Origin of the sequence: Kitasatospora arboriphila (genome assembly GCF_039528095.1) — a bacterium.
Lineage (GTDB): Bacteria > Actinomycetota > Actinomycetes > Streptomycetales > Streptomycetaceae > Kitasatospora > Kitasatospora arboriphila.
Window position 1 is genome coordinate 71,558 of sequence record NZ_BAAALD010000025.1, and the last position, 13,619, is coordinate 85,176.

Below are 13,619 nucleotides of genomic sequence, written 5' to 3' on the forward strand. Positions count from 1 at the left end.
GGTGTGTGGATTGACTGATCGTCAGATGCCGACGTAGTTCTCGGCGAAGTGGTCCTGGTGTCTGCGGGAGGTCTGCAGGCTCTCCAGACGGGCCTGCTGCAGGGCGCGCAGGAAGACGGCGTCGTCGTCGCTGCCGGCCGGGCCGTGCAGCAGGTTGATCATCCAGTGCGAGAACTCCTGCGCCCGCCATATCCGCGGCAGGCAGTCGGCGGAGTAGCGGGCGAGCGGCTGCTCGTCGCCGCCGCGCAGCGCGGCCGTCAGGCCCCGGGCGAGGATCTCCGCCTCCATGACGGCGAGGTTGGCGCCCTTGGCGGCGGCCGGGCTGATCAGGCCGGCCGCGTCGCCGACCAGGAAGAGCCGGCCGTACTGGATCGGGTCGAGGACGTCGGAGGTCATCTCGACCGTCCGGCGTTCCACGATCGGGCCCTCGTGCAGCGGGCCGTGCCGGTCGGCGCGCATCCGGTGGGCGAGGTCGGCCCAGATCCGGGCGTCCGGCCGGGCGTCCGGGGACTCGCCTCTCGGCACCTGGAGGTAGTAGCGGGTGATGTCGGGGGTGCGGGCCATGTGGCCGGCGAAGCCGTCCTCGTGGACGGCGTAGGCGACGGGGCCCATGCTCTGCGGGGCGGCGGCGAGCAGGGCCAGCCAGGTGACGCCGTGGTCGCGGCGGTAGCGGCGGACGGCCCCGGCCGGAACGGCGGTGCGGGCGGTGCCGTGGCGGCCGTCGCCGCCGGCGACGAACCGGGCGGACAGCCGGTGCAGGGTGCCGTCCGCGGACTGCGCGGTGACCGCGGGGTGGTCGCCGGTGATACCGGTGATGCCGACCACCGGGGTCTCGAAGCGCAGGTCGCCGCCGCGGGCGAGGAACTCGGCGACCAGGTCCCGGACGAGGTGCTGCTGCGGGTAGACGGTGTGCGCCTCGCCGCGGCCGAGGCTGCCGTAGTCCAGGTGGAACTCGCCGCGGTCGGTGCGGAAGGCGCAGGTGTCGTGCTGCCGGCCGTCCTTCAGCAGGCCGTCGGCGAGGCCGTTCTCGGTGAGCACCCGGACGGTGTTGGCGGCCAGGAACCCGGCCCGGGCGCGCTGTTCGACGTGGGCGCGGCTCTGCCGCTCCAGGACGGTGCACCGCACCCCGGCGCCGAGCAGCAGGTTGCCGAGGACCAGCCCGGCCGGCCCCGCGCCGACGATCACGACCTCGGCGGCGTCCTCGGCCGCGGCGGTCCCGGGCACGGTGCTTGCGGGCATGGTGGTTCCGGACATGGTGGTGTGTTCCCCCCGTACGTGTTCCTCCGACAGGCTGTCAGGTGCGGTCCCGCAGCCGGTGACCGGCGGCCCCCGAGCCGCCGAACATCCCTCCAACGGCCGGGGGCGCCGACGGGTTTCGGGCGGCGGAGAAAGGTTTACCCAGGTGGCCGGATGTCACTGCACTGCCGCCCGCGGTTCACTCGCCGTTCGGCGGACCCCGCGTAGCGTTCGCGGCGCGGCCGCACACCCGGCGGCCCGCCGCCACGTCCTGGGGGTCACCACCATGCGCCTCGCCCAGCCCCGGCACTACCTCATGTGCCGTCCCACCCACTTCGACGTCGTCTACTCCATCAACCCGTGGATGGACCCGGGCAAGCCCGTCGACACCGCGCTCGCCGTCGCCCAGTGGGAGCAGCTCCGCCGGACGTACCTGGACCTGGGGCACACCGTGGAGACGGTCGAACCGGTGCCCGGCCTGCCGGACATGGTCTTCGCCGCCAACGGCGCCACGGTGCTGGACGGCCGGGCGCTGGTCGCGCGGTTCCGCGACCGCGAGCGGGCGGACGAGGCCCCCGCCTACCGCGAGCGGCTGCTCGGCCTGGGCCTGGCCGAGGTGGCGACCGCCGGCTTCGTCAACGAGGGCGAGGGCGACTACCTGCTCTGCGGGGACCTGCTGCTGGCCGGCACCGGCTTCCGCAGCGACCCGCGCTCGCACGCCGAGGCGCAGGAGTTCTTCGGCCGCCCGGTGATCGGGCTGACCCTGGTCGACCCGCGCTTCTACCACCTGGACACCGCCCTCGCGGTGCTGGACGAGCGGACGGTCGCCTACTACCCGGAGGCGTTCACCCCGGGCAGCCGGGCGGTGCTGCGGCGGCTCTTCCCGGACGCGGTGGTCGCCACCGCCGAGGACGCCGCCGTCTTCGGTCTCAACGCGACCTCGGACGGCCGGCACGTCGTGCTGCCGCAGAACGCGACGGCGCTCGCCGAACAGCTGCGCGACCGCGGCTTCGAGCCGATCGGTCTCGATCTGTCGGAGCTGCTGAAGGCCGGCGGCAGCGTCAAGTGCTGCACCCTGGAGCTGCGGAGGGCCTGATCCCGCACGGGGAGAAGCAGCAGGCAGCGGGGCAGCGGGGGCCCGCCGGACGGCTCGCGGAGCCGGCGGCGGGCCCCGGCGCGTCCGGCGTCGTCCGGCCGCGGCAGCGCGCCCCGCACCCGATCCGCGCGCCCGGTTCTGTCCGCAGCCGTTCGGCCGTGTCGATCACCGATCAATCCTTTCTGCAGGTGTTTTCACCTGATGGGGTGGCTGACGGCCAGCCGGACGGATCAAGGGTGCGTGACGATCTAGTGTTCCGTTCCGGGCGCCGGTCCACCGCACACGACTGGCGCCGCCTTCCCTTCCCGACACAGGATCTGACGCTCCGCCATGCCCGCGCGAGGCGGCGCACCATACGAAGGAGAACCCTGCCGATGTCCGTGGACGCGAGCCCGGAGGCACCGCAGGTGCAGCAGCAGTCCAGCCTCACCACGGCTGCCGCGCGCAATCTCGCCACGACCACCAAGTCCGCCCCGCAGATGCAGGAGATCACCTCCCGCTGGCTGCTGCGGGTCCTGCCCTGGGTGCAGACAGCCGGTGGCGCCTACCGGGTGAACCGCCGACTGACCTACACGGTCGGCGACGGCCGGATCGAGTTCGTCAAGACCGGCTCCCAGGTCCGGGTGATCCCCCGGGAGCTCGGCGAACTCGCCCTGCTGCGCGGCTTCGAGGACGTCGACGTGCTCACCGTGCTGGCCGACCGCTGCGTCCAGCGGGACTTCGGGCCGGGCGAGGTGCTGGCCGAGCGCGACACCCCGTCCGACCGGATCCACCTGATCGCGCACGGCAAGGTCAGCCGGGTCGGCAGCGGCCGGTACGGCGACGACACCGAGCTCGGGGTGATCGGCGACGGCGACCGCTTCGGCGAGTCCGCGCTGCTCGACCCGGACGCCGTCTGGGAGTACACCGCGAAGTCCCTCACCGCCGGAACGGTCCTCTCGCTCTCCCGCACCGAGTTCGAGGCCGTGCTGGCCGGCTCCCCCGCGCTGCAGGCGCACATCCACGAGTTCCGTTCGCTGCCCGCACAGCGGCAGAACGAGCGCGGCGAGGCCGAGATCGCCATGTCGGCCGGCCACCACGGCGAGCACCAGCTGCCCGGCGCCTTCGTGGACTACGAGCTGCGCCCCCGCGAGTACGAGCTGAGCGTCGCGCAGACCGTGCTCAAGGTGCACACCCGGGTCGCCGACCTCTACAACCAGCCGATGAACCAGATCGAGCACCAGCTGCGGCTGACCATCGAGGCGCTGCGCGAGCGGCAGGAGCACGAGCTGGTCAACAACCCGGAGTTCGGCCTGCTGCACAACGCCGACTTCGACCAGCGGATCCAGACCCACTCCGGCCCGCCCACCCCGGACGACCTGGACGAGCTGCTGAGCCGCCGCCGCGACTCGGAGTACTTCCTCGCCCACCCGAAGACCATCGCCGCGATCGGCCGGGAGCTCAACTCCCGCGGGCTGTACCCGGACCACGTCGACCTGGGCGGCCAGAAGGTGCCGGCCTGGCGAGGGGTGCCGATCCTGCCCTGCAACAAGATCCCGATCACCAAGGAGCACACCAGCTCGATCCTGGTGATGCGCACCGGCGAGGACAACCAGGGCGTGATCGGCCTGCACCAGACGGGCATCCCGGACGAGTACCAGCCGAGCCTGTCCGTGCGCTTCATGGGCATCGACGACAAGGCCCTCATCTCCTACCTGGTCACCGCCTACTACTCGGCGGCGATCCTGGTGCCGGACGCGGTCGGCGTGCTGGAGAACGTCGAGATCGCGGGTGGCCGCGGCTGACCGGGTGACGGCCGTAACCCGGCTGTAAAAGATCGAGTTGACACGGTGTCGGGCAGCCCGTTCGGGTGCCCGGCACCGCCTCGTGTCCGCCCTCCGATCGTCACCGAACCACCGCCGCCGCACCGTCGCCGGAACGAAAGGCACCAGATCCACCATGCCGGGACCGATCACCCCGCAGGCCCGCGGCGTCCGACTGGCCGGCGCCGTGCTGGGCGCGACCGCCGCCTGCGCCCTGCTGACCGGTGCCGCGTACGGGCGGTCCGCCGCCCCCGGGGTCGACACGGACGTCGACTCCTGCGCCCGGGTCGCCGTCTCGGTGACCGGCGCCGGCGGGGTCGACATCGAAGTGGAGGTCTGGACGGACGTCACGATCGACGTGGACATGGACGCGGTCACGGCCGCCGTCCACCACCCCGGGCAGCCGTCCCTGCCCGCCCACCCCGGCCAGCCCCACCCCGGGCACCCGGTGCATCCGGTGCTCCACCCGACGCACCCCGCCCATCCGGTGCACCCCACGCACCCCGCATATCCCCCGCACCCGACCCATCCGGCCCATCCGCCGCACCCCACCAAGCCGCCGAAGCCGCCCAAGCCCCCGAAGCCGCCGCACCCGTGCCCCACCCCGACGCCGTCTCCCACGCCCACCCCGACCCCGACGCCCACCCCGACGCCGACGCCGACCCCGATGCCCGAGCCGACCCCCACGCCCGCGCCGGTGCCGCAGACCCCGCAGCCGGCGGCGCCCCCGCCCGCCCCGCTGCCGGCCGAGCCCGTACCCTCGCCCCCGGCCGCGGCGGCCGCCGCCGTACCGCCGGAGCCGCCGCCCGCGCCGCCGGCCCCGCCCGCCCCCCCCCCGCGGAAGATCCGGATGCCTCCGGCCCAGCCGGCCGTCGCGCCCGCCCGGCACCGCAGCAGTTCGCCGGTGACCACGATGATGATCGTCACCGTCCCCGCGGTGCTCGCCGCCGCGGCCGCCAAGGTCCGCGGGAAGGCCGCCGCCCGCGGCAGCCGGTCCTGACCGGTCGGTCCCGCCGCCCCCGACCGGCCGTCGGCCGGTCGGCCATCCAGTGCTGAACAGGAGTTGTCATGTCGGAGTGGCTCGCCCTGGCGATCGCCATGGCGGCGTCCGTCCTGGTCGTCGTCGCCGTGGTGGTGCTGCGCCAGCGACGGGTCGGGGAGGACGACGACCCGTCCGAGACCCCGGACGTCATCGAGTACATCACCATGATGATCGGCGTGGTCTACGCGATCGTCCTCGGCCTCGCCATCGCCGGCGTCTGGGAGGCCCGCAGCGCCGCCCAGGACGAGGTGCTGAACGAGGCGCAGGCGCTGCACGAGGTCAGCGCCCGGGCCGAGGTGTACCCGGCCGACTTCCGGGCCCGGGTCCGCGGCGACGTGGACGCCTACGTGACCTTCGTGGTGAACACCGAGTGGGACCACATGCGGGAGAACGGCGAGATCTCGCCGCGCGGCACCGAGCTGCTCGCCAAGCTGCGCCAGGACGTCGCCTCGCGGGCCCCGCAGTCGGACCTGGAGGCGCAGGTCTACCAGCCGGTCATGGACCGGATCGCCGCGGCCGACGAGTCCCGCAACACCCGCGGCCAGAGCACCGGCCCGACCATGCCCGGGGTGGTGTGGTTCGGTCTGATCGTGGGCGCGGTGGTCACCGTCGGCATGGTGTTCGCGCTGCAGATCCGGCGCTCCCCGCGGGAGTTGATCCTGGCCGGCACCTTCAGCGCGCTGATCGCCTTCCTGCTGTTCCTGATCTGGGACTTCGACGATCCCTTCGGCCGGGGCGTCTCGGTGTCCACCCAGCCGTTCCTGGACCTCTTCCCGTCCCTGCTCTGAGCACGGACGCGTCCCGGGGGGCGCGGGGAACCACACGGTCCCCCGCGCCCCTGTCGGTCCTCGACCGTCAGTACGGCTTCACCAGCACGTGGGCGGCGCCGGGGATGCCGACCTTGAGGAGTTCGTCCTCCTCCGGCGTGGTGGGCGTGCCGGTCTCCTGCTTGAGGACGGCCCGGGACAGCGCCTGGACGAACATCGCCCGCGGCCGTCGGCGCTCCTCCCAGGCCCGCAGCGCGGCGGGCACCGAGTCCGCGGCGTCCAGCTCCTGGGCGAGCACCAGGGCGTCCTCGACCGCCATCGCCGCGCCCTGCGCCAGGTGCGGGGTGGAGGCGTGGGCGGCGTCGCCGGCCAGCACCACCCGGCCGACGTGCCAGGGCTCGTCCACGGTGACCTGGGAGATCCGCGAGTGGACCACTGCGGCCGGGTCGGTGACCTGCGCGAGCGCCTCGGCGACCGGGCCGCCGAAGCCGGCGAGCCGCTCGGCGAGCTGCTCGTGGGCGCGCTCCGGGTCCGGGCGGAAGTCCTCGGCCTCGGCGAACACCGCCCCCAGGTACATGAGGTCGTCGGTGATCGGGGTGAGCAGCGCCTTCGCGGCGAGGTTGCCGGTGCTCATCACCACGCCCTGCACCTCGGGCTGCCGGGGCACGGTGACCCGCCAGTTGGCGAAGCCGGTGTACTCGGGGCGGTAGCGGTCGCCGTAGAGGCGGGTGCGCAGCGGGGAGCCGATGCCGTCGAAGCCGACGACCAGGTCGAAGCGGCCGGCCGAGCCGTCGGAGAGCGTGACGTCCACGCCCTCCCCGTCGTCGGCGAGTGCGGTGATCGTGGTGCCGAAGCGGACGGTCGCGCCGGCCTCCGCGGCGGCCCGGCCGAGCACCTCGGCGAGGGCCGGGCGGGGTATGCCGTTGTTGGCGGGGGCGTCGTCCATCCGCGGCTGCGGGATCTTGGCCAGGGTGGCGCCGGACGGGTCGCAGATGGTCAGCACCTCCCACTCGAAGCCGACCTTCAGGCAGTCCTCCAGGACGCCGAGTTCGCGCATCACGTGCAGGGCGTTGGAGGGCTGGATGATGCCGACGCCGAGGGCGTCGAGCTGCTCGCGGAGTTCGGCGACCTCGACGGTGTGGCCGCGACGGGCGAGCGCGACGGCGAGGCTCAGCCCGCCGATGCCGCCGCCGTGGACGAGGACGCGCAGGGGTGTTGCCATGGTCTCTCCGTGGGTTCGGGGGACGGCCGGGCAGGGGAGGCCGGCCGCGTGGTGCGGGAGGACGGCGGGGACGGGTGCCGTGGCCCTGCGGGGCGCGCGGGCGGTCAGCCGGCGACCGGCAGCGCCATCAGGTGGTCGACCAGGGCGAGCAGCACGTCCCGCCCGAAGGGCCGCTCCCGGACGTCGCCGACCAGCATCGGCACGTGCGGGTCGAGGTCGAGGGCGGCCCGGATCTCGCCGGGCGTGCGGGTGTTGACGCCGTGGAAGCAGTTGATCGCCACCACGAACGGGATGCCCCGGCTCTCGAAGAAGTCGATCGACGCGAAGCTGGTCTCCAGCCGGCGGGTGTCGGCGATGACGACGCCGCCGAGCGCGCCGTTGACCAGGTCGTTCCACATGAACCAGAACCGCTCCTGGCCGGGCGTGCCGAACAGGTACACCACCAGCTCGGGGCTGACGGTGATCCGGCCGAAGTCCAGGGCGACGGTGGTGGTGTCCTTCTGGTCGACCCCGGCGAGGTCGTCCACGCCGACGCTGGCGGTGGTGAGGTACTCCTCGGTGCGCAGCGGGGCGACCTCGCTGACGGCACCGACCATGGTCGTCTTGCCGACGCCGAAGCCGCCGGCGATCAGGATCTTGACCGCGGCGGCGCCCGCCTGGGTGGTCGTCATCTCAAAGCCTCCTCAGTCCCTCACGTACGGCGGCCAGCAGGCCGCGGTCGGCGCCGCCCGCGGCCCGGGCCACCGAGATCGGGGCCCGGGCCGTCAGGAGGCCCTGCGCGACGAGGTCGCCGAGCAGGATCTTGGTCACCGAGACCGGCAGGTCGAGGTCGGCGGCGACCTCGGCCACGGCGGCCGGCGTCCGGCACCGGTCGACGATCATCCGGTGCTCGGGCTGCAGCCGGCCGGGCCGGACGGGCGCGCCGTAGGCGTCGACCGGCTCCTGCACGGTGGTGAGCAGGGTGATGAGGGTGAAGTCGTCGCGCTCGGGCGCGGTGCGACCGCGGGTGATGGTGTACGGCCGGACCATGCTGTCCGCGCCGTCGTCCCCCTCGTCCTCGTCCCAGTACGACGTCACCCGCGCTGCCCGCCGCGGGCGGCGAACGCGTCGAACTCGCCGCGCTGCGGGGTGCTGAGCTTCTGGCCGACCTGCTGCACCAGGTTGTGCATGGCGAGCGACATGACCTCCGCGTCGACCTCCTGGGAGGCGACGACGGCGAGGTGAGTGCCCTGGCCGGCGGCGATGACGAACAGCCAGAGCTCGGCCAGTTCGACGATCACCTGGTGGACGGGGCCGCCGGCGAAGAGCTGGCCGACGCCGCGGGCCAGGCTCTGCTGGCCGGTGGCGACGGCGGCGAGGCGCTCGGCGTCGGAGCGGTCGATGGTGCGGGAGTGGCTCACCACGAGGCCGTCGTCGGAGAGCAGGACGGCGTACCTCGTCCCGGCCACCGAGTCCACCAGGCCGTCCAGCAGCCAGTCGAGGTCCTGGTGGGTGGCGATTGTGCGCGTCATGACCGGTCTTCTCTCGTCGGGATGGTGTGGGTGTTCCGGGTGTCTCCGGGTCGGGGCCGCCCGTCGGGCTGCGGGGTGGTCTCCGCAGTCGGCGGGACGGCACCGGAGCGCGCCTCCCGGGACCGCCGCTGGAACGCACCGATCGCCGCTCCGGCTCGTCGGGGGGCCGGCCGGAACAGCGGGTTCTCGTCCCAGCGCGGCGGCGCGGGGGCGGCCGGCGGGGCGGCCGGGTCGATCCGCAGCTCGTCGACCAGGCTGGCCTGGCGGACGCGGCGCGGCAGCGGGGGTTCGCCGCCGGGCAGGGCCGGCACGGGCGGCGGCGGGTAGCCGCCGGTGCCGGGGAAGGGCGCCGGGGCGGGGAACGGCGCGGGCACGGCCGGGGCGACCGGCACCGGCGGCGCGAGCTCGGCGGGTGCGGGCACCCGGCCGGGCCACGAGTCGGGTTGCACCGGCTCGGGACGGTACGGCGCGGGCAGCCCGTACGGGGCGGGCGCGCCCTCCACGGGCGGCACGGCGGCGGGGAAGGGCTGCTCGTGGCCGGCGGCCCACTGTTCCTCGGGCTGCGCACCGAGCGGCTCGTGCTGCGGGTACGGGTCGCCGGGGGTGTACGGGTCGCCGACCGGCACGTACGGGACCTCCTCGGACACCGGGTGGAGCTCCACGGGTGCGGTGACCGGGTCGGGGGCCCCGGGGAGGGCGGTGATGCCGGCGAGCGCCCGGCCGCGGGACCTGGTGGGCAGGCCGCCGGCCGTCTGCGGTGCCGCGACGGCGGTGGGACGCGCCGTCGGGTCGGGGACGATCAGCTCCTCCGGGACGAGCACCACGACGCGGGTGCCGCCGAAGGCCGACTGGCGGAACTCGATCCGCAGGCCGTGCTGGTCGGCGAGACGGGCGATCACGTAGAAGCCCATGCGGATGTCGTCGCCGCGGGCGAGCACGTCGGCCCGGGGCGGACGGGTCATCAGCTCGTTGGCCTCGTCGATCTGCTCCTCGTCCATGCCGAGGCCGCGGTCCTCGACCTCGATCGCGACGCCGCGGCTGACGCGGCCGGCGCGGACCTCGACCGGGTTCGGCGGGCGGGAGAAGCTGAGCGCGTTCTCGATCAGCTCGGCGACCACGTGGGCGACCGGGCCGACGGCGCGCTCGGAGAGCCACGGGCTGCCGTCCAGGTCGATGACGACCCGGCGGTAGTCCTGCACCTCGCCCTGGGCGGCGCGCATCACGTCCAGCAGCGGCACGGGCTTGCGCCAGCGCCGGTGCGGGGTGCCGCCGGCCAGGATGACCAGGTTCTCCTCGTAGCGGCGCAGGCGCGCGGTGAGGTGGTCGAGGTCGAAGAGGCCCTCCAGGATCTCCGGGTCCTCGTGGCGGCGCTCCAGCGCGTCGAGCTTCTTGAGCTGCTGGCCGATGAGCAGCTGGGTGCGGCGGGCGATCCGCTGCAGCAGGCGCTCGAAGCCGCGGTGCTGCTCGGCCTGGGCGACGGCGGCCTGCAGGGCGCTCGTCCGGGCGAGGTTGAACGCCTCGCCGAGCTTGGCGAGTTCGTCCTCGGTGCGGGCCCACGGGTCGCGCTCGATCGCCCGGGCGTGCTCCTCGACGTCGATCTGCTCGCCGTTGCCGAGGCGTTCGACCACCTCGGGCAGGGCGTTCTCGAGCTCCTCGGCCTGCTGCTGCAGCCGGCCGATCCGGCGGCGCAGGGTGCGGGTGAGCCGCCAGCTGGTGAGCGCGACGACGACGACGGCGATCAGGCCGACGACGGTGGTGAGGAGCAGCCGGACGGCCAGGGTGACGATGCTGCCCTTGCCCTCGTCGACGACGAGCCCGGTGCGGTGCTCCAGCAGGCCGACGAGTTCGGGGGTGAGGGTGTCGATCGACTGGCGCCAGGCGTCCTTGTCGACGCCGAGGGCGATCCGGCCGTTGCGGTCGGGTGCGGCGGGCTTCAGCAGCTGCTGCTCGGCGCGGGTCTTGGCCTGCCAGGCCGGGCTGCCGGCGATCTGCTGCCACATGGCGGCCTCGTCGGCGGGCAGGTAGGGCGCGACCTTGGTGCCGAACTGGAAGTCCTGCTCGGCGACGGCCTGCCGGAGCTGCTGGTAGTCGTCGGTGCCGAGCGAGCCGGTGGGCCAGCCGCGGGCCAGCAGCGCGTCCGAGCGGGAGATCATCTCCTTGCCCCAGAACAGGTCGACCAGCGGCTGGGAGATCGTGGTGATCCGGCCGTTGTCGACGTGGCTGAGCGAGGCGAACAGCCGCAGGTCCACCGCGATCAGGTCGGTGTAGTACCGGTAGACCGCGGCCTGCTGCTGCTCGCCGCCGCTGTCGACCAGGGCGCGCTGCGCGGGCAGCTGGCCGATGGCCTGCCGGGCCTGCTGGACGGCCTCGCGGACCTCGGTCGGCGCGTCGTCGGCGGCGACGTCGGAGAGCTTCTGGAACTCGCGGACGGCTTCGTCGGTCTTGGTGCGCTGGGTGCGCAGTGCGTCGCCGACGCCGCTGTGCGTGGCGAGGACGTCGGCGCTCAGGCGCCGCTCCTCCTGGAGGTTGTAGTAGACGATGTTGGACGGCTGGCCGGCCTTCTGCGCGAGCAGGCCCTGGGCGGCCTGGCGCTGGAAGTCGAACAGGAGCTGTCCGCTGGTGACGGCCCACAGGGCGGCCAGCGCCACTCCGGGAACGATCGCCAGCACGAGCAGGGTCGCGCGGAGCGACAGCCGGCCCGTTCTGATCCGCCGAGGCGCGCGCGTGCGCAGGGCATTCTCCTTGGAGATGACACCAGTCGTTCGGAACTGGTCGAATCTGATAAGGACTCTGACGGATGGATATTAGCCACACCGTATAACGACAAGGAAAGTCGCCATGACGGCGCGGCGCCGGCACGGCGCCGCCGCAGTGCCTCAACACCCGCTACGACCAGGCATGATGAGCCGTCACAGGGACCAACGTCCCGATGTTCGGCGGCTCTTCGCCGTGGGCCGGATCCGGCCTGCGCGAACTGCCCTTCCCAGCACCGGAACTGAAGGTGCGACCGGTGCGGGACCGGCCCGCGAACCATCCGTCAGGGCCGCCGGCCGAGCCGCTCGGAGTCTAGCGCTCCACTTGCCGCGGGGTGAGGTGATCCTGTCAGAATGTCCGGGGAAATCGATTCCGAACGGTCGGAATCGCCCCGAACGGTCCGCGAATCTCCCAGGATGAATCAGCGATTCACACGATCGCCGAGAACTCCGCCCAGGCCTCCGCGAACATCTCGTGCAGCGGTCGCGGCGGCAGCAGCCGCAGGAACGGGCCCGAGGTCTCCTTCCGGAACTCGCGGCCGGCCAGATGGGTCGCCAGCTTGGCCGTCTCCAGCGGGAGTTCGGGCGCCTTGAGCTCCGTCCAGGGCCCGGCGGCGAAGGCCGTCCGGCCGGCCCGCGACCGCTTGCCGGTCTCCACGAGTCCGGCCGCCGCCAGCTCGGCCTGCGCCGCCCGGTGCCGGGCCGGCGTCCAGCCGTTCCAGCGGCGGACGTTCCGGTCGGTCGGGCGGGCCAGCGCGAGCAGCTGCAGCAGCAGGGCGGCCGCGTCCGGGCCGACGGCGAGCGCCCCGGCCGCCTCCGCCACCAGCTGCGGCACGCCCAGCGCGGGATCGGCCTCGTAGCGGCCGGCCGGCACGGGGGTGTCGGCGGCCCGGGCGGCCATCCGCTCCAGCCCGCCGCCGGCCCGCAGCAGGTCGATGCCGTGCAGCTGCCGCAGCAGGTCGTCCAGGCCGTGCTCCGTGCAGTACTCCTCCAGCCGTCGGCGGGCCGCCGGATCGGCCAGCCGGGCCGGCCGCAGGCAGACCGTGCCGTACCCGGACCGCGGCACCAGCAGCAGGCCGTCGTCGAACACCGTGGTCGGCTCCGCACCCCGGTCCGCCGCGGACGGCGCGAGGGGCACCGCCAGCACACCCGGCCCGAACCGCGCGGCCCGCTCCTCCTCGCCGCCGGGCAGCCGGTGCGTCCCCAGCGGGACGATCAGCTCCTCGTCCGCGAGCCTGGTCCGCAGCCAGGCGCACTGCTCGGCCGCCCGGGCCGCCGCCGGGTCGCCGACCGGACGCGCGGTCAGCGCCCACACCAGCGCGGCCGCCTCGGCGGCGTACTGGTGGCGGGCGCCGGCGAACCAGGCGCGCGCCGGCCCGCCGTCCGGGCCGACGGTGTGCAGCATGACCGAGCCGTACGCGGTCACCGCCGGGACGAGGCGGCAGGGGGCGCTCTCCGCCGTGGCACCGGCCGGAGCGAGCAGCATCCGCAGCCACGGCTCCGCCAGCCCGGTCTCCGCCTCCAGCTCGCGGGCGGCCTCCTCGTCCAGCGGCCGCTCGGTACCCACCAGCCGGGCCCACGCGTCGGCCAGCCGGACGGGCGCCGCCTCCGGGCCGCCCGGCCGCCGCAGCTCGGCCGGGTCGTCCGGCAGGGCCGCGGCCAGCAGGTCGAGGCGCCCTTCGCCGCCGAGCCGGTGCAGCACCGTCTGCAGCGCCTGCGCGTCCCGCTCGGTCGCCCCGTACGGCTTCGAGGTGAGCAGCCTGCGCCGGGCCGTGTGGTCGGCGCCCTCGGGCAGGCCGTCCAGGACGAGCAGGGCGGTCGCCCGGCGGGCCCCGGTGCGGGCGACGAAGGCGTCCACCGCCTCGGGGCCGAACCGCACCGGGCCGTGCTCGGCGAGCAGGTCGAGCAGCCGGGCCAGCCGCCCGGCGTCGTCCCGGCCGACGGCGACCTCCCGCAGCTCCGCGGCGCCCTCCGGCACGGGATCCGCGGCCGGCTGCAGGAAGCGGTACGTAAGGGCTCGGTCCAGCGGCCGTCCCGGGTCCGGCGCCAGCCCGGACAGCGCGTCGGCCCGGACGGCGGGCACCCGCGCACCCGCGGCCCGCCGGGCGTCGAGCGCGGCGCCGGTGGCCTCGCCGATCCGCCAGCGGGCGCAGGGCGCCGCGGACGGCGGGCTGGGCCCCGCGGGGGGCC

The 13,619-nt window shown here is 74.6% G+C and carries 10 protein-coding genes and 1 pseudogene; 4 read left to right on the forward strand and 7 right to left on the reverse strand.

Annotated elements, in window-relative coordinates; all coding sequences use genetic code 11:
* Positions 1-21: 21 nt before the first annotated feature.
* Positions 22-1,254 carry a 4-hydroxybenzoate 3-monooxygenase gene (locus ABD353_RS15515; protein WP_344624168.1) on the reverse strand — a complete coding sequence of 411 codons (1,233 nt, stop codon included), beginning with the start codon at positions 1,252-1,254 and terminating at the stop codon, positions 22-24.
* A gap of 253 nt (positions 1,255-1,507) precedes the next feature.
* Between ABD353_RS15515 and ddaH the strand changes: the two genes are divergently transcribed.
* The 4 genes from ddaH (at position 1,508) to ABD353_RS15535 (ending at position 5,964) form a co-directional block, all read left to right on the forward strand.
* On the forward strand, positions 1,508-2,332 hold the full coding sequence (gene ddaH, locus ABD353_RS15520; protein WP_344624180.1) for a dimethylargininase: 825 nt from the start codon (positions 1,508-1,510) through the stop codon (positions 2,330-2,332).
* 374 nt (positions 2,333-2,706) lie between these two features.
* On the forward strand, positions 2,707-4,116 hold the full coding sequence (locus tag ABD353_RS15525) for a family 2B encapsulin nanocompartment shell protein (protein WP_344624169.1): 1,410 nt from the start codon (positions 2,707-2,709) through the stop codon (positions 4,114-4,116).
* A 154-nt stretch (positions 4,117-4,270) separates the two neighbouring features.
* The gene (locus ABD353_RS15530) at positions 4,271-5,134 is read left to right on the forward strand and encodes a hypothetical protein (protein WP_344624170.1); all 864 of its coding nucleotides are present in this window, start codon (positions 4,271-4,273) and stop codon (positions 5,132-5,134) included.
* A 68-nt stretch (positions 5,135-5,202) separates the two neighbouring features.
* Positions 5,203-5,964 carry a bestrophin-like domain gene (locus ABD353_RS15535; protein WP_344624171.1) on the forward strand — a complete coding sequence of 254 codons (762 nt, stop codon included), beginning with the start codon at positions 5,203-5,205 and terminating at the stop codon, positions 5,962-5,964.
* Positions 5,965-6,031: 67 nt separating this feature from the next.
* Here the strand turns inward: ABD353_RS15535 and ABD353_RS15540 are convergent, their stop codons facing one another.
* The 6 genes and pseudogenes from ABD353_RS15540 to ABD353_RS15565 all read right to left on the reverse strand — a co-directional run.
* A complete protein-coding gene (locus ABD353_RS15540; RefSeq protein ID WP_344624172.1) occupies positions 6,032-7,165 on the reverse strand; it encodes an FAD-dependent monooxygenase in 1,134 nt (377 codons plus the stop codon).
* A gap of 104 nt (positions 7,166-7,269) precedes the next feature.
* Positions 7,270-7,836: a GTP-binding protein gene (locus tag ABD353_RS15545; protein ID WP_344624173.1), complete on the reverse strand. Its 567-nt coding sequence runs from the start codon at positions 7,834-7,836 to the stop codon at positions 7,270-7,272.
* Between the two features lies 1 nt (position 7,837).
* On the reverse strand, positions 7,838-8,194 hold the full coding sequence (locus ABD353_RS15550) for a DUF742 domain-containing protein (protein WP_425555163.1): 357 nt from the start codon (positions 8,192-8,194) through the stop codon (positions 7,838-7,840).
* A 44-nt stretch (positions 8,195-8,238) separates the two neighbouring features.
* On the reverse strand, positions 8,239-8,676 hold the full coding sequence (locus ABD353_RS15555; RefSeq protein ID WP_344624175.1) for a roadblock/LC7 domain-containing protein: 438 nt from the start codon (positions 8,674-8,676) through the stop codon (positions 8,239-8,241).
* Positions 8,673-11,345, reverse strand: a complete 2,673-nt coding sequence (locus tag ABD353_RS15560; RefSeq protein WP_344624176.1) for a sensor histidine kinase — start codon at positions 11,343-11,345, stop codon at positions 8,673-8,675. The genes ABD353_RS15555 and ABD353_RS15560 overlap by 4 nt, the downstream gene beginning before the upstream one ends.
* Before the next feature lie 514 nt (positions 11,346-11,859).
* Positions 11,860-13,619 (reverse strand): annotated as a pseudogene (locus ABD353_RS15565) (hypothetical protein); the annotation flags it as partial.